Here is a 24,815-nt window from a genome sequence, read left to right on the forward strand (position 1 = left end):
TCGATCGGCGGCGTCAGCCGCCGCGCTTGCGTCGCACGTCGCTCGGCGTCGTGCCGGTCCAGCGCTTGAACGCGTGGCGAAATCCCACCGCGTCGCTGAAGCCGAGCGTCAGCGCGATGTCCTCGGTGCTGAGCGTGGTCGTGCTGAGGTAGTCGATCGCGAGCGCCTTGCGCACGCTCGTCAGCAGTTCGCTGTACGACGTGCCTTCGGCTTCGAGCTTGCGGCGCAGCGTGCGCGAGGTCATGCACAGGATCTCGGCGATCGCGTCGATGTCCGGAAACTGCCCGGGCGTGCGCGTGAGTTCCTGGTATACGCGCCGCGTGACGCCGGCCTGGCTGCGCATTTCGTCGAGCAGGCTCGCGCAGTGCGACGACACCTGCGCAGCGGTGATCGGATTCGCGAGCTGCGGCGCGCGCGTGAGCCAGGCCGCCGGATAGCTGAGCACGTGGTGCGGCTGGTCGAACGCGATCGGGCATTCGAGCGCGTCGGCCAGCAGCGCACAGTGCGGCGGCTGCGGCTGCGCGAACTGCGCGCGCGCCGGCACGCACCATCCGCCCATCACGTCCTTGATGATCGTCACGTGCAGCGCGAACTGCATGTCGATCAGGAAACGGTACAGCGGCTCGTCGAGATCGGGCAGCGCGACTTCGTGGCGGTCCGGAAACAGCCACGAGGCGGTATCGCCTTGTTCGACCCAGCGGATCGGGAGCATGCCGTTCGCGAGCCGGTGATATTTGACGGCGGAATCGAACGCGTGCGCGAGCGATTCCGAGCACAGCATCGCGTAGCCGTACATCCCGTAGCTCGACGCGCGCAGCCGGCGGCCGACGCGCACGCCGAGGTCGGGGCCGTCGTAGCGGGCGACCGCGTTGCGCGCGGCCGTCAGGAACTGCAGCGGCGACGTGAGCGTGAACGGGTCCGCGACGTCGGCCGGCGCGAGGCCGGTGCCGGCGAGCACGGCGGCCGGATCGAGGCCGGCTTGCGCGGCCACGTCGACCAGCACGGCCAGCTTGGCCGGCGTGAAGCGCTGCTCGCGCAACGCGTGCGCGGAAGCGGCGTCCGGCAGCCGGGCGTCGGTCGGTTTCAAGAGCGCACTGCGCGGCATGACGGGATCCTGCGTCCGAATCGATATCGTTGACGGCACGCAATTCTGCGCGGGAACGATCCCATCCGCCACCGGGTTCACCCTGATATACGCCGGCGCCACCCCGCCGCGCGGGTAGTCAGCCCCGATCGCCGGGCTGCGCGCGCAGGATCGCGTCGACGAACTCGACGAAGCCGAGGCCGCCCGGGCCTTGCGTGATCCATCGCGGCAGCGCGGACAACTGCGGCAGATACTCGATAACGGTGCTCATGCCGGCCGTATGCGTGAAATAGCCGAACATCGGCGCGTCGTTCGTGGAATCGCCCGAATAGGCGACGCACCCGGGCGCGGCGCCGGCATCGACGCCGAACGTATCCGCCAGCACGCGCAGCGACATCGACAGCTTGTCGTACCCGCCGACCCAGCCGATCACCCACAGATTGTTGATGGTTGCGTCGGCACCGGCCTCGATCAGCGCGTCGAGTATCCGGTCGTCCTGGTCGCCGCCGGTGCGTGCGTACGCGAGCGACGTCAGCCGGAAGTCCTGGTCGTCCGCGCGGCGGGCGGGCGGGACGGCCGTCGCGACATGCTGCGCGATGCGCCGGAGCGCGTCGCGTGCGCCGTCGAGCGCATCGTCCGCATGCCAATAGCGGCGTTCGGCGCCGTGCCCGTCCGGGCTGCGCCGGATGAAGAGTCCGCCGTTCTCCGCGATCACGCCGTCGACCGGCCACATCCGCGCCATCTGGTCACACCAGCCGGCCGGCGCGGCGGTGACCGGGATCACGCGGATGCCGCGCGCTTGCAGCCGCTCGAGCGCCGCATAGGTCTGCGCGGCGAGGCGGCCGCGATGCGTGAGGGTCTCGTCCATGTCGGTCAGCAGGAAGCGAACGGACGAGAAGGTGTCGGCGGGGGCCAGGGCGAGCGGCTGCATGGTCTCGGCGGATGAGGGACGGTCGTCGATTATGAAGAACGGCGACACGCCGCGCCATGCCGCTTGCTGCTTTGCAATTCGCGCCGGGGAATATGCGCGCGGCCGAGTTGCCTGGACAGGGAGCGAGCACGCATGTCCGTTTCGATCATGTTTTCGGCCGCCCGGATCATTTGCAAAGCGCGTCGCGCGGGCGATAGTCGCCGGTCAGGCGGCGGCCCGCGTCCCTCCGGCGTGCAGGCCCCGTGCGAACGGTACGCATGCTGGCGTGCCGTCCAAAGAGGAGTGAGACATGACGAAGAGACACTGGACCGGGTCGTATGGCTCGATCCCCGCCGAGATCGACGCCGATCGCCATCCTTCCGTCAGCGCGCTGCTGGACGACGCGATGCGCCGCTTCGCCGACCGTCCGGCGTTCCATGCGTTCGGCCGCACGCTCACCTATGCCGACGTCGAGCGCCTGTCGACCGCGCTGGCCGCGTATCTGCAGCAGGTCGTCGGCGTGCGCAAGGGCGATCGCGTGGCGGTGATGCTGCCCAACGTGCTCGCGTTCCCGGTCGTGTTCGTCGCGGTCGCGAGGATCGGCGCGATCCAGGTCAACGTGAATCCGCACTACACCGCGCGCGAGCTCGAGCATCAGCTCAACGACGCGGGAGTCGAGGTGGCGATCGTCTGCGGCGGGTCGATGGGCACGTTCGCGGACGTGGTCGGCGGCACGCGCGTGCGCACCGTGCTGAGCGTGGGGCGCGAGGATCTCGGCGTCGTCGATGCGCCGGCCGGCACCTGCGACGCGCTGCCGCCCGGTTCGACCGCGCTCGCGCAGGCGATCGCCGCCGGCGAATCGCTCGCATGCGAGCCGGTGGCGCTGAGCGGCGCGGACCTGTTGCTGCTGCAATACACGGGCGGCACGACCGGCCTGTCGAAGGGCGCGGCGCTGTCGCATCGCAACCTCGTCGCGAACATCGCGCAGTTCGCGGCGATCGTGCCGGATGCGCGCCGGCCGGGCGAGGAGGTCGTCGTCACGGCGATCCCGCTGTATCACATCTTCGCGCTGACGGTGAACTTCCTGTCCTACTTCGCGATCGGCGCGCAGAACTGGCTGATCGCGAACCCGCGCGACATGGACGGGTTCATCGACGTGCTGAAGGCCGCGCGGCCGACGGTGTTCGTCGGTGTGAACACGCTGTACGCGGGGCTCGCCGGCCATCCGCGCCTGAAGGAGGTCGACTGGTCGCGGCTGAAGCTGTCGGCCGGCGGCGGGGCGGCGGTGATCGACGTGATCTCGTCGCGCTGGAAGGCGGTGACGGGCAATTTCATCCGCGAAGGCTACGGGCTGTCGGAAACGTCGCCGGTCGTGTCGTTCAACCCGCAGTCGATCGACCGGTTCACGGGCACCACGGGCCTGCCGCTGCCGTCGACCGACGTGAAGCTGCTCGACGACCAGGATCGCGAGGTGGCGATCGGCGAGGCGGGCGAGATCTGCGTGAAGGGGCCGCAGGTGATGAGCGGCTACTGGCAGAAGCCGGACGCGAACGCGGCCGCGTTCACCGCGGACGGCTATTTCCGTACCGGCGACGTCGGCGTGTTCGACGCGGCCGGCTTCCTGCGGATCGTCGATCGCAAGAAGGACATGATCATCGTGTCCGGTTTCAACGTGTACCCGAACGAGGTGGAAGCGGTCGCGACCGCGCTGCCGGGCGTCGCCGAATGCGCGTGCATCGGCGTGCCGGATCCGCGCACGGGCGAGGCCGTCAAGCTGTTCGTGGTGCTCGCGGCGGACGCCGACGTGACGGAGGCGCAACTCGTCGCGCATTGCCGCGCGAGCCTGGCCGCGTACAAGGTGCCGAAGCTCGTCCGTTTCGTCGAGCGGCTGCCGAAGTCGACGGTCGGCAAGATCCTGCGCCGGGAACTCAGCCGCACCGACTGATGGGCACGACGCGCCGCGCGGCCGCGGCGGCGCGGCCCGGCGCGCCGGCCACGCCGAAGGGGGCGCGCGGGCCGCTCAAGTACAATGCGGTCGGTTCGATCGACGGGGACGCGATGACCGGCTCAGATTCACTTTCCGCCCGGCCCGGGCGTGCGCTGCCGTCGCCGAGCGCGACGGTGCCGATCTCGCTCGTCAACGGCTTTCTCGCGAGCGCGGGCGTGCAGCGCGACGTGGTCGAGCGCTACCTGCGCGGCGCCGGCATTCCGATCGAGCTGCTCGGCGAGCCGCACGCGCGCGTGACGGAGGAGCAGTTCTCGACGCTGTACCGCACGCTCGCGATCGACCTCGACGACGAGATGCCCGGCATCTTCTCGCGCCCGTTGCGCGGCGGCACGCTGAAGTACCTGTGCCTGAGCCTGCTCGACGCGCGCAATCTCGAAACGGCGCTGCACCGTTTCGGCCAATTTTTCCATATCCTGCTCGACGACTTCTTCGTCGAATCGAAGCGCGACGATCTCGTCGCGCAGGTGCTGCTGCGTCCGAACGACGCCATCGGGCCGATCGGCGCGCTCGGCCAGGAGCTGATGCTCAAGCTCGTGCACGGCGTGTGCTCGTGGCTGATCGGGCAGAAGATTCCGCTGCTGCAGATCGAGTTCGCGTGCCCGCGGCCGCGCCATGCGGTCGATCACCTGTACTTCTTCACCGGCGCCGTGCAGTTCGACTGCGAGCGCACGCTGATGCGCTTCAGCGCCGACTACCTCGACGCGCCGATCCGGCAGAGCAAGCGCAACCTGCGCAAGTTCCTCGCGCGCGCGCCCGGCGACTGGATCTTCGAATCGTTCAGCGAACAGCTCGTGTGCCATCGCGTGCGGCAATACCTGTCGGCGGCGCTGCCGGATCTGCCCGTGATCGACCAGGCGGCCGAGCATCTGCATTGTTCGGTGCGGACGCTGAGCCGTCACCTGGCGGCGGAAGGGACGACGTTCCAGGTGCTGAAGGACGAGCTGCGGCGCGATATCGCGATCCAGCGGCTGACCGATACGCCCGACACGATCGCGGCGATCGGCGCCGATATCGGCTTCGACGATCCGAGCGCGTTTCATCGCGCGTTCCGGCACTGGACCGGGAGTACGCCGGGGACGTATCGGCGGCGGGCGTGACGCGGGCGCGACGCTGAGTGGCGCGGATGCGCGGGTTCGCGGATTGAATCCCATAACCGGCTCCTTTTGCGGTTTCCACGGCCGGTTTTCGGCAGACATTCCCATAACCGGCGACCTTCACCGCTCGGGCCGTGCAGGCGCGCACTCGGCCGATCGTTTCCTTTGGCGTGCGTCGCCGCAATCGGCGATCTGGATTTCCGATCGACGGACACATTCCGCTCAATTCCCGGCAAACAGCCGCGCGGCCGCGCGATCGGACGCGATCACCGCGTCGGTCGCCCACACGCGCATGTCTTCCGCATATCGCGTCAGCGCGTGCCGGATATCGCCATCGTTGGCGGTCTGCCCGGCCAGCCGCGCCGCCAGCGCGGCGGCATCCCTGAGCGCCGTATTGGCGCCCGCGCCGCCGGCGGGACTCATTGCATGGATCGCGTCGCCCAGTAGCGTGACCGGGCCGGCCGGCAGCGCTACGTCGGGGCGTCCGCGACGCACGGGCAGCGCGGTGACGGCGTCGGACGGTGTGTCGAGCAGCAGGCGGCGCAGCACCGGGTGCCAGTCCCGCACGACATGCCGGAGCGCGGCCGGGATTCGAGCCGCGAGCGCAGCCGTCGGGTCGGCGTCATCCAGCCCGAAGCGGCTCGACGGTCCGATCGCGGCCCAGTAGAAATAGTCGTCCGGCGGCGTGAACCGGCTGCACGGCAGCGCATGGGCCGCGAGCGCCCGCAGGTCGGTGCGGAACCGCATGTCCTCGAGGACCGCCGCGCACCCGTCGGCCACGATCACCGTGGTGGCGGCGCGCAACCCGGCGGCTTCGGGGAACGCGGGATCGTCGGTCGGCAGCCGGGTCCTGCCGTAGACGCACAGGGCGCCGGTCCTGACCGGCGCGGCCGCCGGAACGAGCTGCGCGCGGAGGGGCGAATGGATGCCGTCCGCGCCGACCAGCACGTCGCACGTAACGGACCCCGACGTGCCGCTCGCGAACGTCACGTGTGCGCGGCCGTCGGGCAGTACTCGATAGCGGTCGACCGCGTGGCCGACATGCACGCGATCCTCGATGCCGGCCATCAGGATCTCCCGCAGGGTCAGCCGGTTCACGCTCAGGTCCGCCGTGTCCGGTGCGGTGTGCCAGCCGGCGGGCGCATGTCCGTGGGCCGGCGTGAGCCGGGGCGTCGCGAGCCGCACGGCGCCAGTGCCCTGCGACGCCGATGCCCGGAACAATGCCGCCGGCCCGGCCGGCAGGCAGGCCGCCAGCGCGCGCTGGCCGGTCGCGTCGATCCGGATGCGGTAGCCCTGCCTCCGGCTGTCGAGGGCCGGGTCGCGCTCGTAGACATCGAACGCGATGCCGGCCTGTTTCAAGGCCTGGGCGAGGGCCAGGCCGCCGAGACCTGCACCGACGATGGCGACGTGAATGTCATGCATGGAACGTTCTCCGTTAGCCGCGCGGGGCGCGCGGTCCGGCATGCATTGTTCCGTGCGTCACGGGTGGGCGGATAACGGCATCTGGCCGTTCAATGCCGTAGACTGGCCAATATGGATAACCGTACCGCCGCCGACCTGGCGCTTCCCGACTACAGCGAATGGCTGGACGGCCCCGCGCTGATCGCGCTGCGCGGCAATGACGATCCGGCCAGCGCGTATCGGCTCGGCACACGCGACTATGACTGGCACGCGCATGCGCGCGGTCAGGTGCTGTGTGTCGAGGCGGGGTTGATCCACGTTCATACGCCGCGCGGTGCGTGGCTGCTGCCGCCGCATCGTGCGGGCTGGGTGCCGCCCGGCATGCCGCACAAGGTGCGGGTGAGCGGCGCGCCCGGTGGCTGGGTGCTGCTGGCCGCGCCGCCGTTCTGCGCGGGCCTGCCGGACGAACCGTGCGTGATCGGCATCAGCGCGGTGCTGCGCTCGCTCGCGCATCGTGCGATCGAATGGAACAAGCACGCGCCGCTGGCGCCGGAGCACGCGAGGATGGCTGCGGTCATTCACGACGAAATCCGTCGCACGCCGCGCGAGGCGTTGCACGTGCCGATGCCCGCCGATCCGCGGCTCGCGCGGGTGGCACGGGCGCTTCTCGACGATCCCGGCAGCCGGCGCACGCTCGATGCATGGGCGGCGTTCGGTGCGATGTCGCCGCGCACGTTGCGGCGGCTCATGTCGGCCGAAACCGGGTTGAGCTTCGCGCAATGGCGCCAGCAGGCCCGGCTCGCGCGCGGCCTCGACCTGCTCGCCCGCGGCTGTCCGGTGGCCGAGGTGTCGGACCTGCTGGGTTACGCATCGCCCAGCAACTTCATCGCGATGTTCCGAAAGGCGCTCGGCGATTCGCCCGCGCACTATTTCGCCACCCGGCCGGAACGGCAGCCGGACGGGCGCTGACGCCCGCCAGACGGGCTTTCGCGGCCAGATGCGACGGCCGCCGCCGGCGCGCGACTGAACTGACCCCACGAAGTTGGACGGTTAAAAGCTAAGCGGCCAAGGGCTGAGTCCTGTATTGCACGGGACTCAGCCCATTTAATTTCAGCTTGATGCGTTCGTGGTTGTAGTAGTGGATGTAGCGGCTCAACGCATCTCGCAACTGCTCCACGCTCGCAAAGCGCGTCAGCCGATAGCACTCGGATTTCAGCGTGCCGAAGAAGCTCTCCATGGCTGCGTTATCAAGGCAGTTGCCTCTGCGCGACATGCTCTGGGTGAGCGCATGCTGCTTCAACAGCCGACGGTAGGCGGGCATCTGATACTGCCAGCCTTGATCCGAATGCAGTAACGGCCGTCCTTCATCATCGAGCTTGGCCAACGCCTTCTTCAACATGCAGCTGACCAACTCGAAGCTCGGGCGCTCATCCATTTGGTAAGCGACGATCTCCCCGTTGTACAAGTCCATCACCGGCGATAGATAGAGCTTTTGGCCCTCTACATTGAATTCGGTCACGTCGGTCACCCACTTCTGATTCGGGCGTTCAGCATCAAACTGACGCCGCAGTAGATTCGGGGCAACGCGGCCGACTTCGCCTCGCCAGGAACGATATCTCTTTGGGCGTACCAGAGATTTCAATTGCAGCTGTCCCATCAACCGTTGCACGGTCTTGTGGTTGATCGCATCTCCGGTCTGCCGGATCGCCGCCGTGATTCGCCGATAGCCGTAACGGCCCTTGTGGTGGTCGTATACGGTCTGGATCTTCGCTTTGAGATCCGCATACCGATCGCCGGCAGCCAATGCCTTGAGCTGGTAATAGAACGTGCTGCGCGCCAGGCCTGCCGCCTTCAGGAGCGCAGCTACCGGATGACACTGCCTGAGCTCACGCACTATTTGCGCTTTTTCCTGGGCGCTGCCTGCTTCTTGGATTGCAGCAGCGCATCGAGCTTTTTTAGGTATGCCACCTCCGCGCGCAAATACACGATTTCCTTGAGCAGTTCCTCGCGGCTCGGCTCTTTCTGCACGGTATCGTCGGGGGATTTCGGTGGTGGTGAGGTGGTCATTTTCGGAGGGCGCCCTCGGCGACGAGGCGCCAACGCATCTATACCGCCCTCATGATACAGACGCTCCCAGATCGGGATGCTTCGTTCATTGCGGATGCCGAACAGCGCTGCCACCTGCGCATACGACAGTTCATCGCGCCGCATCCGCTGAAGGACTGACAACTTGAATCGCGCGTCGTAGTGGCTGTGCTTCTTGCGCAGCCCCTGTTCACCATGCTCGCGATAGCTCGCCACCCAACGTCGCACCATTGTCCTGCCCACTCCGTAACGGTGAGCAAGTGTCTTGGTGCCGGCCTCTCCAGCCAGGTACGCCTGAACCACTCGACGCCGAAAACGTTCGTCGTACTTCGTCATGAAAAACACCCCAAAGGTTGGATCTAGTCCAACTTTTGGGGTGCAGCTCAGACGTGGCCGGTTTTGTCACCATGTGGGCCGGATATGACAATCGGAATCGGGAGTCCCGGCGTTAGGATGGCCCATCACGTCGCGGCGCTGGCCGGTTTTGCCGTACCGGGCCCGCGTCACGCCCTATTCACCGCCTGATTGGAACATCGACCATGAGCTATAACGCCCCCGTCAAGGACATGCTGTTCGTGCTGAAGGAACTCGCGGGCATCGACGCCGTCGCGCAGTTGCCGGGCTTCGAGGATGCGGGTTACGACACGGCGCAGGCCGTGCTCGACGAGTCCGCGAAATTCTGCGGCGAGGTACTGGCGCCGCTGAACGTCGAAGGCGACCGCAATCCGAGCAGCTGGAAGGACGGTGTCGTGACCGCGACGCCGGGCTTCGGCGAAGCGTTCCGCCAGTTCGTCGAAGGCGGCTGGCAGGGGCTGCAGCATCCGGCCGAGTACGACGGCCAGGGGCTGCCGAAGCTGATCGCGACGCCGTGCATCGAGATGCTGAACGCGTCGAACCTGTCGTTCGCGCTGTGTCCGCTGCTCACCGACGGCGCGATCGAGGCGCTGCTGACGGCCGGCACCGACGAGCAGAAGCAGCGCTACGTGCCGAAGCTGATCTCGGGCGAATGGACCGGCACGATGAACCTGACCGAGCCGCAGGCGGGCTCCGACCTCGCGCTGGTGCGCTCGCGCGCCGAGCCGCAGGGCGACGGCACCTACAAGGTGTTCGGCACCAAGATCTTCATCACGTGGGGCGAGCACGACATGGCGGACAACATCGTCCACCTGGTGCTCGCGCGCACGCCGAACGCGCCGGAAGGCGTGAAGGGCATCTCGCTGTTCATCGTGCCGAAGTTCATGGTCAACGACGACGGCTCGCTCGGTGCGCGCAACGACGTGCACTGCGTGTCGATCGAGCACAAGCTCGGGATCAAGGCGAGCCCGACGGCGGTGCTGCAGTATGGCGATCACGGCGGCGCGATCGGCTATCTGGTGGGCGAGGAGAACCGCGGCCTCGAATACATGTTCATCATGATGAACGCGGCGCGCTTCGGGGTCGGGATGCAGGGGATCGGCGTGGCCGACCGCGCGTACCAGAAGGCGGCCGAATTCGCGAAGGAACGCGTGCAAAGCCGCCCGGTGGACGGCTCGGCCAAGCAGTCGGTGACGATCATCCATCACCCGGACGTGCGCCGGATGCTGGGCACGATGCGTGCGCTGACCGAAGGCGCGCGGGCGCTGGCCTACGTGGCTGCCGCGCACAGCGACATTGCCCACCGCCATTCGGACGAGGCGACGCGCGCGCGTCATCAGGCAATCTACGAGTATCTGGTGCCGGTCGTGAAGGGCTGGAGCACGGAGATGGTGAACGACGTCGCGAGCCTGGGCGTGCAGGTGCACGGCGGGATGGGGTTCATCGAGGAGACGGGCGCGGCGCAGTACTACCGCGATGCGCGGATCCTGGCGATCTACGAAGGGACGACGGCGATCCAGGCGAACGACCTGGTGGGCCGCAAGACGCTGCGCGACGGCGGCGCGGTGGCGAAGGCGCTGCTCGCGGAAATCGGCGACACGGTGACGGCGCTCGGCAAGCTGGACGGTGCGGCGGCCGCGTCGATGAAGGCGCAGCTGGAGAAGGGCGCGCGCTCGCTGGCGGCGGTGGTGGACTACGTGCTCGCGAACGTGAAGCAGGACCCGAACGCGGTGTTCGCGGGCAGCGTGCCGTACCTGAAGCTGGCGGGCGTGGTGCTGTGCGGCTGGCAGATGGCGCGCGCGCTGGTGGCCGCGCACGCGAACCGTGCGAGCGACCCGGCGTTCTTCGACGCGAAGATCGCGATCGCGCAATGCTATGCGGAGCACGTGCTGGTACAGGCGGGTGCGCTCGAAGCGTCGATCGTCGGCGCGAAGGGCAACGAGAGCGTGCTCGCGTTGACGGAAGACCAGTTCTGACCCACTGACGGTCGGGACGCAGCAGGAGACAGGATTTTGACCACACAGGACTTGCTCGCGCAATACGGCCCGCGCGAATCGATGGAATACGACGTCGTGATCGTCGGCGGCGGCCCCGCCGGGCTGTCGGCGGCGATCCGGCTCAAGCAGCTGGCCGCCGAGAAAGGCGCCGAGATCGGCGTGTGCGTGCTCGAGAAGGGTTCCGAGATCGGCGCGCACATCCTGTCGGGCGCGGTGATGGACCCGCGCGCGATCACCGAGCTGTTTCCCGACTGGAAGGAGCGCGGCGCGCCGCTCGACGTCGAGGTGACGGAAGACCGCTTCCTGTTCCTGTCCGAGAAGAGCGCGGTCACGACGCCGAACTGGGCGCTGCCCGACAACTTCAAGAATCACGGCAACTACGTGATCTCGCTGGGCAACGTCACGCGCTGGCTGGGCCAGCAGGCGGAAGCCTTGGGCGTCGAGATCTTCCCCGGCTTCCCCGCCGCGGAGATTCTCTACAACGACGACGGCTCGGTCAAAGGCGTCGCGACCGGCAACATGGGCGTGGGCAAGGACGGCGAGCCGACCGAGAACTTCCAGCTCGGCATGGAGCTGCACGCGAAGTACACGCTGTTCGCCGAAGGCTGCCGCGGCCATCTCGGCCGCCAGCTGATCTCGAAATTCAAGCTCGACGCGAACGCCGATCCGCAGGCGTACGGGATCGGCATCAAGGAACTGTGGGAAATCGATCCGGCCAAGCACAAGCCCGGCCTCGTGATCCACACGGCCGGCTGGCCGCTGAAGTCCGATACGTACGGCGGCTCGTTCCTGTATCACATGGACAACAACCAGGTCGTGGTCGGCTTCGTGGTGGGCCTGGGCTACACGAACCCGTACCTGTCGCCGTTCGAGGAATTCCAGCGCTACAAGACGCACCCGTCGATCCGCGCATTCCTCGAAGGCGGCAAGCGCGTGTCGTACGGCGCGCGGGCGATCACGGCCGGCGGCCTGCTGTCGCTGCCGAAGACGGTGTTCCCGGGCGGCGCGCTGATCGGCGACGACGCGGGTTTCCTGAACGCGTCGCGGATCAAGGGCAGCCACGCTGCGATCAAGACCGGCATGCTGGCGGCTGATGCGGCATTCGACGCGGTGCAAGCCGGCCGTCAGTCGGACGAGCTCAATGCGTATCCGGATGCGTTCAAGCAATCGTGGCTGTACACGGAGCTGTACCGCGCGCGCAACTTCAAGCAGTGGATGGCCAAGGGCCTGTATCTGGGCACGCTGATGGTCGGGCTCGAGCAGAAGGTGATGGGCGGCAACGTGCCGTGGACGCTGCATCACCAGCATGCGGACCACGAGATGCTGAAGCCGGCGTCGCAGTGCGAGCCGATCGCGTATCCGAAGCCGGACGGCAAGCTGACGTTCGACCGGCTGTCGTCGGTGTTCATCTCGAACACGAACCACGAGGAGAACCAGCCGGCGCACCTGACGCTGAAGGACGCGAGCGTGCCGGTGAACGTGAACCTGCGCACGTACGCGGGGCCGGAGGCGCGCTTCTGCCCGGCGGCGGTGTACGAGTTCGTGAAGAACGACGACGGCGGCGAGCGCCTCGTGATCAACGCGCAGAACTGCGTGCACTGCAAGACCTGCGACATCAAGGACCCGACGCAGAACATCGTGTGGGTCACGCCGGAAGGCGGCGGTGGGCCGAATTACCCGAACATGTAACGCAACGCATCCCCGCGCCCCGCGGGCGCGAACGAACCGGAGTGAGACGATGAGCAATGCAGCGAAGGAAGTCGTGGTGGTGAGCGGTGTCCGTACCGCGATCGGTGATTTCGGCGGCAGCCTGAAGGATTTCTCGCCGACCGACCTCGGCGCGAAGGTGGTCGCCGAAGTGCTGTCGCGCGCGAACGTGCCGGGCGACGCGGTCGGGCACGTCGTGTTCGGCCACGTCGTGAACACCGAGCCGAAGGACATGTATCTCGCGCGCGTCGCGGCGATCAACGGCGGCGTCGCGCAGCACACGCCGGCGTTGACCGTGAACCGCCTGTGCGGCTCGGGCCTGCAGGCGATCGTGTCGGCCGCGCAGACGATCATGCTCGGCGATGCCGACGTCGCGATCGGCGGCGGCTCGGAGAGCATGAGCCGCGCGCCGTACACCGTGCCGGCCGCGCGCTTCGGCCAGCGCATGGGCGACGGCAAGCTCGTCGACATGATGCTCGGCGCGCTGCACGACCCGTTCCAGACGATCCACATGGGCGTGACGGCCGAGAACGTCGCGAAGAAATACGACATCTCGCGTGACGCGCAGGACGCGCTGGCGCTCGAATCGCATCGCCGCGCGGCGCGCGCGATCGCGGAAGGGCGCTTCAAGGACCAGATCCTGCCGATCTCGATCCGCACCAAGAAGGGCGAAGTCGCGTTCGATACCGACGAGCACGTGCGCCACGACGCGAGCGCGGACGATTTCACGAAACTCAAGCCGGTGTTCGCGAAGGAGAACGGCACCGTGACGGCCGGCAACGCGTCGGGCATCAACGACGCCGCCGCCGCCGTGCTGATGATGAGCGCGGACGCCGCGCGCGCGCAGGGCGTGAAGCCGCTCGCCCGCCTCGTCGCGTATGCGCACGCGGGCGTCGATCCGGCGTACATGGGTATCGGCCCGGTGCCGGCCACGCAGAAGGCGCTCGAACGCGCGGGCCTGAAGATCAGCGATCTCGACGTGATCGAAGCCAACGAGGCATTCGCGGCCCAGGCGTGCGCGGTCACGCAGGAGCTCGGCCTCGATCCGGCCAAGGTCAACCCGAACGGTTCGGGCATCTCGCTCGGTCACCCGATCGGTGCGACCGGCGCGCTGATCACGGTGAAGGCGCTGTACGAGCTGAAGCGCATCGGCGGGCGTTACGCGCTCGTGACGATGTGCATCGGCGGCGGCCAGGGGATTGCGGCGATCTTCGAGAACATCTGATAATCGACCGCTCAGCATCCGAACACACAGGACATTTCATGGCCATCGAAACCGTCGGCGTCGTGGGCGCCGGAACCATGGGTAACGGCATTGCGCAAACGGCGGCCGTTGCAGGACTGAACGTCGTGATGATTGACGTCAGCGACGCCGCGCTCGACAAGGGTCTCGCGACGCTGAAGGGCAGCCTCGAGCGGCTCGTGTCGAAGGACAAGCTCGACGCGGCCGCACGCGATGCGGCGCTCGCGCGCATCACGACGTCGACCGACTACGCGAAGCTCGCCGCCGTCGACATCGTGATCGAAGCCGCGACCGAGAACGTCGAGCTGAAGGGCCGCATCCTGAAGCAGATCGAGGCCGTCGCACGCCCGGACGCGATCATCGCGACCAACACGTCGTCGATCTCGATCACCGCGCTCGCGGCGCCGCTCGCCGATCCGTCGCGTTTTCTCGGCATGCACTTCTTCAACCCGGTGCCGCTGATGCCGCTCGTCGAGATCATCCGCGGGCTGCAGACGAGCGACGCGACCGCGTCGGCCGTGCGCGCGCTGACCGAGCGTTTCGACAAGTCGCCGATCGGCGTGCGCAATTCGCCGGGCTTCGTCGTGAACCGGATCCTGGTGCCGATGATCAACGAAGCGTTCTTCGTGCTGGCCGAAGGCATCGCGTCGGCCGAGGAGATCGACGCGGGGATGAAGCTCGGCGCGAACCACCCGATCGGGCCGCTCGCGCTGGCCGACCTCGTGGGCCTCGACGTGTGCCTCGCGGTGATGGACGTGTTCGTGAAGGACTTCGGCGATCCGAAGTATCGCGCGTGCCCGCTGCTGCGCGAGATGGTGTCGGCCGGGCGGCTCGGGCGCAAGACCGGGCGCGGCGTGTACGACTACAGCAAGTAAGCGGCGCGTCATGCCACTTCGCACGGCCGCCTTCGGGCGGCCGCGTGCATGGTGCGGCGCGCGCGGCGCGATTACGCGTCGAGCACCGACAGGTCGCGCGGCAGCGCGCGCTTGAACATCGCCAGCATGTGCCGCGCCGCCTTCGGCGGCAGCGTGATCGCGTGGCGCACGGCCGCCGCGATCTGGATCATCATCAGTTCCGCGAATGCGCTGCGCTGTGCGCGCGTCGTGTCGGGCGCGACTTCCGCCAGCGCATCCGCGAACAGTCCGGCCAGGAATTCGCCGTCCGCGCGATCCAGTGCCTGCAGCGCGCGATCGGCCTGCGTCGCGCGCCAGATGTCGCGCATCAGCGGCTCGTCGACGAACATCCGGTAGTAGCTGTCCGTGATGCGCGCGAGCGTGGCGTGCAGATCGTCGATCGTCTTCATTCCCGCGAGGTCGCGCCGCACGCAGTCGTGGCCGACGGCGTTGTAGCGCTCCGCGAGCGTGCCGATCACCGCGGCCTTGTCCGGAAAGTACTGGTACAGCGAACCGAACGAGATGCCCGTGCGTTCGACGATGTCGCTCATCCGGAACGCGTCGCAGCCTTTTTCGATCATCACTTCCGACGCGCACGCGAGGATGCGCTCGAACCGCTCGCGGCTGCGCTGCTGCGTCGGTACCAGCCGCGCGCGCGCCGGCGCGTCCGCTGCCGCCGCGTCGGGCTCGTCGCTCTGCCCCGATTTTTGTCGGCCCATGCCGTCTCCCCAAAAGCTTGACGTTGCTAATGCGAGAGTCTATCGTGTTTTTGAAACGCGAGAGATTCTCGTGTTTTTCCAAAAGGAGACGCACATGTCGGCACTTCCCCTCCTCATCGTCGGCGGTTCGGGCAAGACGGGCGCCCGCGTCGATGCCCGGCTGCGTGCGCGCGGCCATGCGACACGGCCGGTATCGCGCACGTCGGCCGTCCGCTTCGACTGGACGGCGCCCGAAACGTGGCCGGCCGCGCTCGATGGCGTGTCGGCCGCCTATGTGACCTACCAGCCCGATCTGGCCGTCGAAGGCGCGGTGGACGCGATCGCCCGATTCGCGCGGCTCGCGCGGGACCGCGGCGTCGAGCGCGTGGTGCTGCTGTCTGGGCGCGGCGAGCCGCGCGCACAGGCCGCCGAGGCTGCGTTGCAGGCGTCGGGTGTGGGCTGGGGTGTCGTGCGGGCAAGCTGGTTCAACCAGAACTTCTCCGAAGGCTATCTGCTCGACGGCGTGCTGGCCGGCGAAGTCGCGCTGCCCGCCGGCGCGGTGCGCGAGCCGTTCGTCGATGCGGACGACATCGCGGACGTGGCCGTGGCCGCGCTCACCGATGCGCGCTTCGCGAGCCGCGTGATCGAGGTCACCGGCCCGCGCGCACTGACGTTCGCCGAAGCGATCGACGAAATCGCGCGGGCCGCCGGGCGGCCGATCGCCTACCGCGAGATTCCGCACGATGCATTCGTCGCGGGGCTGAGCGAGGTCGGCGTGCCGGAGCCGGTCGTCGCGTTGCTCGACGACCTGTTCGACGGGGTGCTCGACGGGCGCAACAGCGCGGTGACGCACGGCGTCGAGGCCACGCTCGGGCGCCCGGCGCGCGATTTCGCCGACTATGCGCGCGCGGTCGCCGCGACCGGCGTATGGAGCGCCTGACCATGATCGCGTTCGTGACGTCAGCGTTGCTGTGGGGTTCGGCCATCGGCTGCGGGCTGATGGCCGGCGTGTACTTCGCGTTCTCGACGTTCGTGATGACGTCGCTCGGACGGCTCGCGCCGCCGGCCGGCGCGGCCGCGATGAACGCGATCAACGTCGACATCGTGCGTTCGCCGTTCATGCCGCTGTTTCTCGTCACGACGCTGATGGCGCTCGCGCTCGTCGTGATCGCGCTGTTCGATCGCGATTCGCCGGGCGCGATGGCGGCGCTCGCCGGCGGCGTGCTGTACGTGTTCGGCATGTTCGCGGTGACGCTGGCCGTCAACGTGCCGCTCAACGATGCGCTCACCGCGGCCGATCCGGCCACGGCGCAAGGCGCGGCGCTGTGGACGCGCTACCTGCACGACTGGACGAGGTGGAATCACGTGCGCACGGTGGCATCGGCCGCCGCATGCGCATGCTTCATCGCGGCAATCGCGGCGCGCTAGCGGCAGCGCCGCCGTTACGCGTAAAACGCCGACGGCGACATCCCGAAGTGCCGCTTGAACATCGCGGAGAACGCGCTCTGGCTGCTGTAGCCGTGATCCATCGCGACGGTCAGCACTTTTTCGCCGTGCGCCAGACGCTTGAGTGCGAGCAGCAGCCGCGCCTGCTCGCGCCAGCGGCGGAAGCTGAGTCCCGTCTCGCGCCGGAACGCACGATGCAGCGTGCGGACCGACAGGCCGAGCAGGTCGGCCCACTCGGCGATCGTGCGCAGGTCGTCGGGCGTGGCGACCAGCGTGTCGCAGATCGTCCGCAGGCGCGCGTCGTGCGGCCACGGCAGGTACAGCGGCAGCAGCGGCGCGACGGTCACTTCCGCAAGCAGCAGGTGCATCAGGTGATCGTGGCGCGAGCCCGGCGCGTAATCGAGCGGCACGTCGACCGCGGCGAGGATCAGCTCGCGCAGCAGCGGATGCACTTCGACGACGCAACTGCGCGCGGGCAGGTGCTCGACCGCGCCCGGCTCGACGAACACCGTGCGCATCTGCACGTCGCCGCTCATCTGCACCGTATGGTCGAGCCCGGCTTCGAGCCATACGCCGCGCGTCGGCGGCACGACCCACGATGCACCTTCGGATTCGACGTGCATCACGCCCTCGATCGCATAGAGCAGTTGCGCGCGCCGATGGCGGTGCGGCGCGATCGACGTGCCGTGCACGTAGGTGGCCGCCATTGCCGACACGGGCATCGGCGTCGATTCGTAGCGCAGGTGCGCAAACGGCGGGGTGGACTCGCGTGTCCGATTGGCGACAAGTCGTGACATTTTGGCGTGAGACAGGCAGTGGGCGGGCGGGCACGATGGCGTTCCGATTCACGCCAGCCTCCCTGTCACGATATTAATCCGTCCAACGCGATGAACAAGTCTCCTTTTCTGCTCCCCTTCTGCGCGATCGCGCTGTGGGCCGGCAACGTCGTCGTCTCGAAGCTGTCCGCGTCGACGATCGACCCGTCGGCCATCACGTTCTACCGGTTGCTGCTCGCCGTCGCGCTGATGAGCGTCTTCACGCTGCGCCCCGCGTGGCGCAATCGCGCGGTGCTCGTCGCGCACCTGCCGAAGCTCGCGGTGCTCGGCTTTCTCGCGATGGCGCTGTTCCAGAGCCTGTCCTACGAGGCCGCGAAAACGACCAGCGCGACCAACATGGCGATCATCACCGCGCTCGTGCCGCTGATGACGATGCTGCTGAGCTCGCTGCTGCTCGGCGATCCGCCGGGCGCCGGCATGATCGGCGGCGGCGTGCTGTCGCTCGCGGGCGTCGTCTACCTGATCGCCGAAGGGCACCCGACGGCGATCGCCGCGCGCGGCGTGCAGCTGGGCGACCTGCTGATGCTGGCCGCGTCGGCCGCGTACGCGCTGTACGGCGTGCTGCTCAAGCGCTGGCGCATCGGCGCGCTGCCCGCGTGGCAGTCGACTTACGTGCAGGCGCTGGCCGCGCTCGTGTTCATGGCGCCGATGCTGCTGCGGCTGCCTGCGCAGGCCGCATGGCCGACGCGCGCGAGCGTGCCGCTGATCCTGTATGCCGGCGTGCTGGCGTCGGTGGTGCTCCCGTATCTGTGGATGCAGGGCGTGCGGCTGCTCGGCCCGAGCCGCTGCGCGATGTTCATGAACCTGCTGCCCGTGATGACGGCCGGCGGCGCGATCGTGCTGCTCGGCGAATCGCTGCGGCTGTATCACCTGATCGGCGGCGGTGTCGCGCTGCTCGGCGTCGCGCTCGCGCAGCGGTTTCCGTTTCAAGCCGGTGCATCGCAAGGAGCCCGCCAATGAGCGCGCATGCGGACCTCCAGGACCTGATGGCCATGCTGCCGGACGAATGCGCGCCCGGTGCCGCGCCGGCGCTCGCGCGCCAGCTCGAACGGATCGCGACCGCGCTCGAGGCGTTGGCGGGCATCCGCCAGCCGGCCGCGATCGATTTCGATGCGGCCATTGCGTTTCGCTGGTGCGGTGTCGGCGGCGGCCATCGAACGGCGCCGCTCGAACCGATCGCCACGCCCGCGCTCGTCGGGTTCGACGCGCTGCGCAACGTCGGCCGGCAGGCGGCGATCGTCGAGCGGAACACGCGCCAGTTCGTGCACGGGTTCGCGGCCAATCACGTGTTGCTGACCGGCGCGCGCGGTACCGGCAAGTCGTCGATCGTGAAGGCGTGCCTGCATGCGTTCGCGGCGCACGGCCTGCGGTTGATCGAGGTCAGCAAGGAAGGGTTGAACGATCTGCCGGCGATCGTCGAGCTGGTGCGCGCGCGGCCCGAGCGCTACCTCGTGTTTTGCGACGACCTGTCGTTCGAGGCCGGCGAGACCGGCTACAAGGGGCTCAAGACGGTGCTCGACGGCTCGGTCGCGAGCGACCTGTCGAACGTGCTCGTGTACGCGACGTCGAATCGCCGCCACCTGATGCCCGAGCAGGCGAGCGACAACGCGAACGTGACGCGTGCGGAGAACGGCGAGCTGCACCCGGGCGACGCGGTCGAGGAGCGGATTTCGCTGTCCGAGCGCTTCGGGATCTGGGTCACGTTCTACGGCTTCACGCAGGACGAGTACCTGGCCGTCGTCGAGAGCCGGCTCGGCGCGGCCGGTTTCGATGACGCGCAGATTCGCGCGGCCCGCGAGCCCGCGCTGCAGTGGGCGCTCGAACGCGGCGCGCGTTCGGGCCGCATCGCGGTGCAGTTCGCGCGCGATTACGCGGGACGGCTCGCGGACGAAAGCGGTGCGGACGAACGCCCGCCGGGGCGCCGGCGCGCCTGAGCCGCGCGCTACAGCAGCCGCTCGGACAGGACGCGGAATGCGACGTCCGGCACGACGAAGCACAGTGGCTCGCCGGTCGCGCCGATGCGGGCGAGGAAGTCGCCGCCGCCTGCGGGGCCGATCGTCTTGAGCGGCCGCACCGCGTCGACGTCGATCGGCAGGTCGATCGACGCATGCGCGAGGCGATCGCAGTCTGCCACATGGGCGACGGCCGCGTGCTGCAGCGACAGCGCGGCGACCGCCGCGCGCCAGTCGTCGAAGAACGGCGCGAAGGCGTCGGGCAGCGTGCGGTCGTGCGACGCTTCGGCCGTGCAGCGGAAGTCGGGCGCGCTGCCGCCGCTCGCGGCCAGCAGCGTGTCGTAGCGTCCGTCGCGCGCCGCATGCGTGAAGGGCCGCGCGAGATGCGACGGCAGCGCGTCGCTGAACAGCCGGCTGCCGAGTGCATAGAGCGGGTGGTCGAACACGTTCTTCACGAACAGCACGGTGCGCCCGGCCGGCGCGCCGTCCGGCAGCGCGTCGACGTAGAGCCGCCAGTTGCTTTGCAGCGGCGACGGAAACACGCGCCGCAGCGGGCCGGCGAGCCGCGGGCCGAAGTGGCGGTGCCGGTAGGTGAGCGTCGTGAACAGCGTGCGGCCGCCACGGCTCGCGAGCGTGACGCCGCGCGGCACGAGCGGCGCGACGGCCGCGACATCGACGACCCACGTGCAATACACGACGTGCTCGACGTCGCTCGCGAGCTGCAGGAACGGCAGCCGCGACAGCAGCGCGCGGCGTGCGCGCAGCAGCGGGCCGCTCGCGACGATCCGGTTGGCGAGCCGGCCGGCGAAGCCGGAGGACGGGTAGACGAAGGTATTGTCGTAGCGCATGGGCGGCATTGTGCCGGGGTTGTCGTGTGTGCGGAAGAGGCGAGCCAGCGTCCTTGGCCGAACGCCGTGCATTTGCCGGACGCCGCCCGCATGATGCACGCTCGTGCGACGGATCGCGCCGGAATCGATGGAAAATTTCCGCCGACCCGCGCGTACGGGAGATGGGGCGGCGCTCCACCGATCCCGCCGCGATTCATTCCGGCTCGGGTTCGCGCATCGGTTGCCGCGGCGCGTTCAGCCAACGCGCGATCCTGCCGCCCGCGAGTCGCCACTCGAACGGATTGCGAAAATCGAACGTGTACAGTTCGTGCAGAAGGGACGGCCAGCACCCACGTAGATTCCGGGACGCGTGCGAGCGCTCGATGCGCGAGGGGCGCCACGTGTCGTGCCAGGGAAAGTTCGTCGTCGTACTCGAGCACCGTCGTGGTAACCGGAAATTCAGCGCATACGCGTACCGCGGCCGATCCGAGAAGTTTGCCCCCGCGGCGTGCAGCGTGCGCCCCGCATGCACGGTGCAGTCTCCCGGCATCAACGGACACGTCACGGCGCGCGCCGGATCGAATCCGCCGACACACTCGAGTCCATGGGCGGTCACGTCGCCCCCGAGCGGTACGTGCGGAAGGACGTCGTACAGGTGAGACCCGGGGATGAACCGCATGCACCCGTTGTCGACCGACACGGCTTGCAACGGAATCCAGAAGTTGACTTCGCGATGGTCGATGCGCGCGTCGGTAAACGCGTCGTCCTGATGCCATGGCGTCACGGTGTCCGTACGCGACTGCTTCAGGAAAAAGCTGTCGCCGGCAAAACGAACATTCGGGCCGAGCAGCGCCTTGGCGATATCGAACGCGGCGCAGCGGATACGGAGTTTCGCTAGCCGACGCTCGAAATAGGACGCCCAGTGAAGTTGGAGAAGTTGAGGCCCGGAATCGCCCCCGTTCGACTCGGGATAGAAATCGAACATCAGGCCCTGGGCGTAGCCCGTGCGACTGCCGAGCAGACGATGGCCGATTTCGCGCAAGTCCTCGATCTCCGCGGTGTCGATCAGCCCGTTGATGACCGCAAAGCCGTCGTGATGGAACCGGGACCGAAGATTGGCTTGCATTGGAGCCTTGACGATGAGTTCACGGATCGCGAAGCGATGCAGACGGCCTCTGATCTTTCGATTTTCGTATTTTCGCGAGGGACGCTTCTGTTCGATACCTTACGTTGGTTGCCGACGGCCGAGCAGCCCGACGCGTTCTGCGACAAGGGCTATCGGGTCGTGAATGGCGCGGGCGGGGCAACGTGGACGTCGCGATGCCGCCACGTGCCGGGCGAGCGCAGTACCCGGCCGGCGCCGCCGTAGCGGTGGTGCAGCCGATGTGTGCACCACCGATCGCAGCATCGCCGTGCTGGCCGTCGATGGCGTGTGCCGCATCGGTCGTCGCCTGGCGTGCGTCCGACGTCGGACCGGGGCCGGCCGGAACCTGCGCGAGGCGTTTCGACGGCCAGTCTTGACGCGTGATGCACGCGTGCGAAGGCCGGCCGTTCGCGCGTCAGTATCCCGATCCGCCGCCCGCCTGATCGCTGACGATCGCCACCCCTGAGCTCGTACCGAGCCGCGTCGCGCCCGCTTCGAGCATCGCGAGCGCGGCCGCGCGGTCGCGCACGCCGCCCGACGCCTTCACGCCGAGCGTCGGTCCGACCGTGCGGCGCATCAGCGCGACGTCGGCGAGCGTCGCGCCGCCGTGGCCGAACCCGGTCGACGTCTTCACGAACGCGACGCCGAGATCGCGGCACATCTCGCACACGCGCACCTTCTCGCCGTCGGTCAGCAACCCCGTTTCGAGGATCACCTTGAGCGGCACCGTGCCGCACGCGCGATGCACGGCGTCGATGTCGGCCTTCACGTCGTCGGCGCGGCCGCTTTTCAGCGCGCCGATGTTGATCACCATGTCGATCTCGCCGGCGCCCGCCGCGATCGCGGCGGTGGCTTCGAATGCCTTCGTGGCGGACAGCCCCGCGCCGAGCGGAAAGCCGACCACGGCACACACGAGCACGCCGGTATCGGCCAGCTCGCGCGCGGCGAGCGGCACGTTCGCCGAATTCACGCAGACCGAGTAAAAGCGATGCTCGGCCGCCTGGCGGCAGAGTTCGCGGATCTGCGCGTCGCTCGCGTCGGGCGCGAGCAGCGTGTGATCGATGGTTTGGGCGAGTTGGGCGTTGGAAAGCGGCATGTGTCAGGACTCCACGGATCGTGTGCGGAAAGGGCACACGGAAAGTTGATGTTTTCACATCGGTTTGTTACAAATACGACATTCCGGCCGGGCCCGCGCGCCCGGCACGACGAGCGACTCACGCGGCGGGCACGCAGGATACAGGCATGGAAACAAAGAAGGGCGAGCGGATCAAGACATTGATGAACGTGCTGCAAGGGCAGAACGCGATTCATCTGAAGGAAGTCGCCGAGTTGTTCGGCGTGTCCGAAATGACGATCCGCCGCGATCTCGCGGACAACCCGCACGGCCTCAGCCTGATCGGCGGCTACGTGACGCGCCATTTCGCCGCGCAGCGCAGCGACATCGGCGAATACCTGATCAGCGCCGAGAACAACCGGCAGACCGAGGAAAAGCGCCGCATCGGCAAGCTGGCCGCGCAATTCGTGACGACCGGCGACACGATCTTCGTCGACTGCGGGTCGACCACGCCGTTCATCGTCGATTTCATTGCCGACGACCTCGAATTCACGGCGGTCTGCAATTCGCTGAACGTGTTCGCGAAGCTGCAGCAGAAGCCGCATTGCAACGTGATCCTGTGCGGCGGCGCGTATCACCGCCAGAACATGGTGTTCGAATCGGTTGCCGAAACGGGCATCCTCGATTCGGTGCGCGTGTCGAAGGCGTTCATCTCGGCCGCTGGCGTGAGCGACCGCTGCGGCGTCACGTGCTTCAACTTCCACGAAGTCGATGCGAAGAAGAAGGTGATGGCGCGCGCGCAGAACCGCTTCCTGCTGGTCGACCACACGAAGTTCGACGAAGTGCGCGCGGCCTATTTCGCGGAACTGACCGATTTCAACTACGTGATCTCCGACGGACAACTGAGCCGTCGCTACGAAACCGCGATCCGCGAGCACGGGATCGCGCTCGTGACGTGAGGCGGCGCGGGCGTGCGGCGCGCGGGGCGTCGCGCTTTTCGTCGCGGTTTTCATCACGTTTTCCATCACATCACGCATCGCGCGCTTCCGCCGCGCTCAGGTAGCCGGTGACCACGTCGAAGCGGCGCGACGCGCCCGGCGCCAGCGCCGCGACGTGGCCCTTGCGGCGTTCGGCTTCGTAACCTTCGGGCTCGCAGGTCGACGGCAACGCGAACGCGGCGACCTGCTGGTCCGCGTTGTGCAGGATCCAGCGCGTCGCATGCGGGAATTGCGCGGGGCGGTACGCGGTGTGGAACGCGCCGCCGTCCGGATGCGCGAGCCGGAAATGCGCGACGCCGTCGCCGTCCGTTTCAACCTCGTTCATGAAGAACACGATCTCGGGGTCGTACAGCGCGGGCGCATCGAGCGTCGCGAGCCGCGCCGGATCGCGCGCGAGCGTGGCCGTGTAGTCGCGCCACGCGGCGGTCGGCTTCACGTGCGCGGGCACGCTGTCGCGCAGCCGCATGCCGCCAGGCGGGAGCGACTGCTCGAAGCGGCCGCCCGGCACGTACGCGTAGTTCAGGTGGGCCATGTACATCAGGTCCATCGGCGCGCCGCCGAGGTTCGTCACGTCCATCGCGATCGTCATCCGCGCATCGTGCTCGGCCAGCCGCACCGACGGACGCGCGACGTAGTGGCTGCCGAAGCCCTGCACGTATTCGTACTCGCCGGTCACCTCGACCGTCGCGCCGCGCGCATCCGCGCCGACGACGAGGCTCGCGCGGTCCATCGGCGCGCACGGCATCTCGCCGTGCAGCGCGTGCGTGTCGTCCGGCCCCGGGCAGCCGTTGCGCAGCAGTCCGCTGTGGAACATGAAGCAGCCGTAGGTGTCGATGATCGACGCCACGCGCTTCGGCTGCCGGAACATGTGCTTCATCGTCAGGTCGCGGCCGTCGAATTCGGCCGCCCAGATCATCTGGCCGAGATACGGCAGCACGACGAGATGGCCGCGACGGTTCGCGAGCTTCAGCGCCTCGACGCCGGACGGATACGCGAACGCGATCACGGTGAGGCCGTCGGTGCGGTACAGCGTGCGCGGTGTTTCGCGGAAGTCGTCGCGCCGCAGTTCGATCTCGCCCCGCAT

22 protein-coding genes are annotated in these 24,815 nt (G+C 68.2%); 12 read left to right on the forward strand and 10 right to left on the reverse strand.

What is annotated here, in order from left to right; translation table 11 throughout:
• Window positions 1-13: 13 nt before the first annotated feature.
• Window positions 14-1,105 (reverse strand): AraC family transcriptional regulator, encoded by a 1,092-nt coding sequence (locus DTA15_RS33020; RefSeq protein ID WP_012493787.1) that lies wholly within the window; start codon window positions 1,103-1,105, stop codon window positions 14-16.
• A gap of 118 nt (window positions 1,106-1,223) precedes the next feature.
• Window positions 1,224-2,015 (reverse strand): HAD-IIB family hydrolase, encoded by a 792-nt coding sequence (locus tag DTA15_RS33025; RefSeq protein ID WP_006484297.1) that lies wholly within the window; start codon window positions 2,013-2,015, stop codon window positions 1,224-1,226.
• 289 nt (window positions 2,016-2,304) lie between these two features.
• On the opposite strand from DTA15_RS33025, the gene DTA15_RS33030 reads away from it, so the two are divergent.
• Both DTA15_RS33030 and DTA15_RS33035 read left to right on the forward strand, forming a co-directional pair.
• Window positions 2,305-3,939 (forward strand): AMP-binding protein, encoded by a 1,635-nt coding sequence (locus tag DTA15_RS33030; RefSeq protein WP_006484291.1) that lies wholly within the window; start codon window positions 2,305-2,307, stop codon window positions 3,937-3,939.
• Window positions 3,939-5,099 (forward strand): AraC family transcriptional regulator, encoded by a 1,161-nt coding sequence (locus tag DTA15_RS33035; protein ID WP_006498528.1) that lies wholly within the window; start codon window positions 3,939-3,941, stop codon window positions 5,097-5,099. Before DTA15_RS33030 ends, DTA15_RS33035 begins: the two co-directional genes overlap by 1 nt.
• A gap of 219 nt (window positions 5,100-5,318) precedes the next feature.
• Here the strand turns inward: DTA15_RS33035 and DTA15_RS33040 are convergent, their stop codons facing one another.
• Window positions 5,319-6,560, reverse strand: coding sequence for an FAD-dependent oxidoreductase (locus DTA15_RS33040; RefSeq protein ID WP_227743127.1), 1,242 nt, complete (start codon window positions 6,558-6,560; stop codon window positions 5,319-5,321).
• Window positions 6,561-6,629: 69 nt separating this feature from the next.
• On the opposite strand from DTA15_RS33040, the gene DTA15_RS33045 reads away from it, so the two are divergent.
• Window positions 6,630-7,466 carry an AraC family transcriptional regulator gene (locus DTA15_RS33045; RefSeq protein WP_006483249.1) on the forward strand — a complete coding sequence of 279 codons (837 nt, stop codon included), beginning with the start codon at window positions 6,630-6,632 and terminating at the stop codon, window positions 7,464-7,466.
• An 88-nt stretch (window positions 7,467-7,554) separates the two neighbouring features.
• Here the strand turns inward: DTA15_RS33045 and DTA15_RS33050 are convergent.
• A protein-coding gene (locus tag DTA15_RS33050; RefSeq protein ID WP_085964415.1) for an IS3-like element ISBcen10 family transposase occupies window positions 7,555-8,918 on the reverse strand; the annotation gives its coding sequence in 2 pieces (ribosomal slippage) (window positions 7,555-8,456 and window positions 8,456-8,918; 1,365 coding nt in all).
• A gap of 203 nt (window positions 8,919-9,121) precedes the next feature.
• Between DTA15_RS33050 and DTA15_RS33055 the strand changes: the two genes are divergently transcribed.
• From DTA15_RS33055 to DTA15_RS33070, 4 genes are all read left to right on the forward strand, one after another.
• Window positions 9,122-10,912, forward strand: coding sequence for an acyl-CoA dehydrogenase (locus DTA15_RS33055; protein ID WP_006489733.1), 1,791 nt, complete (start codon window positions 9,122-9,124; stop codon window positions 10,910-10,912).
• Window positions 10,913-10,993: 81 nt separating this feature from the next.
• Complete coding sequence (locus tag DTA15_RS33060) at window positions 10,994-12,622, forward strand: electron transfer flavoprotein-ubiquinone oxidoreductase (protein ID WP_077181413.1); 1,629 nt, start codon at window positions 10,994-10,996, stop codon at window positions 12,620-12,622.
• A gap of 49 nt (window positions 12,623-12,671) precedes the next feature.
• A complete protein-coding gene (bktB, locus tag DTA15_RS33065) occupies window positions 12,672-13,865 on the forward strand; it encodes a beta-ketothiolase BktB (protein WP_006481441.1) in 1,194 nt (397 codons plus the stop codon).
• 38 nt (window positions 13,866-13,903) lie between these two features.
• On the forward strand, window positions 13,904-14,758 hold the full coding sequence (locus tag DTA15_RS33070; protein ID WP_006489742.1) for a 3-hydroxybutyryl-CoA dehydrogenase: 855 nt from the start codon (window positions 13,904-13,906) through the stop codon (window positions 14,756-14,758).
• Window positions 14,759-14,829: 71 nt separating this feature from the next.
• Here the strand turns inward: DTA15_RS33070 and DTA15_RS33075 are convergent, their stop codons facing one another.
• Entirely contained in the window at window positions 14,830-15,495 is a 666-nt protein-coding gene (locus DTA15_RS33075; RefSeq protein WP_006489724.1) for a TetR/AcrR family transcriptional regulator, read from the reverse strand.
• Window positions 15,496-15,589: 94 nt separating this feature from the next.
• On the opposite strand from DTA15_RS33075, the gene DTA15_RS33080 reads away from it, so the two are divergent.
• Both DTA15_RS33080 and DTA15_RS33085 read left to right on the forward strand, forming a co-directional pair.
• Window positions 15,590-16,414, forward strand: coding sequence for a Rossmann-fold NAD(P)-binding domain-containing protein (locus DTA15_RS33080; RefSeq protein ID WP_006489730.1), 825 nt, complete (start codon window positions 15,590-15,592; stop codon window positions 16,412-16,414).
• Window positions 16,415-16,416: 2 nt separating this feature from the next.
• Window positions 16,417-16,902: an anthrone oxygenase family protein gene (locus tag DTA15_RS33085; protein WP_006489736.1), complete on the forward strand. Its 486-nt coding sequence runs from the start codon at window positions 16,417-16,419 to the stop codon at window positions 16,900-16,902.
• 14 nt (window positions 16,903-16,916) lie between these two features.
• Here the strand turns inward: DTA15_RS33085 and DTA15_RS33090 are convergent, their stop codons facing one another.
• Complete coding sequence (locus DTA15_RS33090) at window positions 16,917-17,717, reverse strand: AraC family transcriptional regulator (RefSeq protein WP_006489734.1); 801 nt, start codon at window positions 17,715-17,717, stop codon at window positions 16,917-16,919.
• 90 nt (window positions 17,718-17,807) lie between these two features.
• Between DTA15_RS33090 and DTA15_RS33095 the strand changes: the two genes are divergently transcribed.
• Together DTA15_RS33095 and DTA15_RS33100 are read left to right on the forward strand one after the other, a co-directional pair.
• The gene (locus DTA15_RS33095; RefSeq protein WP_006489731.1) at window positions 17,808-18,716 is read left to right on the forward strand and encodes a DMT family transporter; all 909 of its coding nucleotides are present in this window, start codon (window positions 17,808-17,810) and stop codon (window positions 18,714-18,716) included.
• A 26-nt stretch (window positions 18,717-18,742) separates the two neighbouring features.
• Window positions 18,743-19,690 (forward strand): ATP-binding protein, encoded by a 948-nt coding sequence (locus DTA15_RS33100; RefSeq protein ID WP_408580150.1) that lies wholly within the window; start codon window positions 18,743-18,745, stop codon window positions 19,688-19,690.
• Window positions 19,691-19,698: 8 nt separating this feature from the next.
• On the opposite strand, the gene DTA15_RS33105 is transcribed toward DTA15_RS33100, so the two are convergent.
• The 3 genes from DTA15_RS33105 to deoC form a co-directional block, all read right to left on the reverse strand.
• Window positions 19,699-20,565 carry a DUF2071 domain-containing protein gene (locus tag DTA15_RS33105; protein WP_012493784.1) on the reverse strand — a complete coding sequence of 289 codons (867 nt, stop codon included), beginning with the start codon at window positions 20,563-20,565 and terminating at the stop codon, window positions 19,699-19,701.
• A 184-nt stretch (window positions 20,566-20,749) separates the two neighbouring features.
• Window positions 20,750-21,661: a phytanoyl-CoA dioxygenase family protein gene (locus DTA15_RS33110; protein WP_006489741.1), complete on the reverse strand. Its 912-nt coding sequence runs from the start codon at window positions 21,659-21,661 to the stop codon at window positions 20,750-20,752.
• A gap of 433 nt (window positions 21,662-22,094) precedes the next feature.
• Window positions 22,095-22,775: a deoxyribose-phosphate aldolase gene (deoC, locus tag DTA15_RS33120; RefSeq protein ID WP_006489735.1), complete on the reverse strand. Its 681-nt coding sequence runs from the start codon at window positions 22,773-22,775 to the stop codon at window positions 22,095-22,097.
• 146 nt (window positions 22,776-22,921) lie between these two features.
• Here deoC and deoR point away from each other — a divergent pair, with 146 nt between their 5' ends.
• Window positions 22,922-23,692: a DNA-binding transcriptional repressor DeoR gene (gene deoR / locus DTA15_RS33125; RefSeq protein WP_006491525.1), complete on the forward strand. Its 771-nt coding sequence runs from the start codon at window positions 22,922-22,924 to the stop codon at window positions 23,690-23,692.
• 70 nt (window positions 23,693-23,762) lie between these two features.
• On the opposite strand, the gene DTA15_RS33130 is transcribed toward deoR, so the two are convergent.
• Window positions 23,763-24,815: an aldose 1-epimerase family protein gene (locus DTA15_RS33130; RefSeq protein ID WP_006489722.1), complete on the reverse strand. Its 1,053-nt coding sequence runs from the start codon at window positions 24,813-24,815 to the stop codon at window positions 23,763-23,765.

It is taken from the genome of Burkholderia cenocepacia (assembly GCF_900446215.1).
GTDB classification, from domain to species: domain Bacteria; phylum Pseudomonadota; class Gammaproteobacteria; order Burkholderiales; family Burkholderiaceae; genus Burkholderia; species Burkholderia cenocepacia.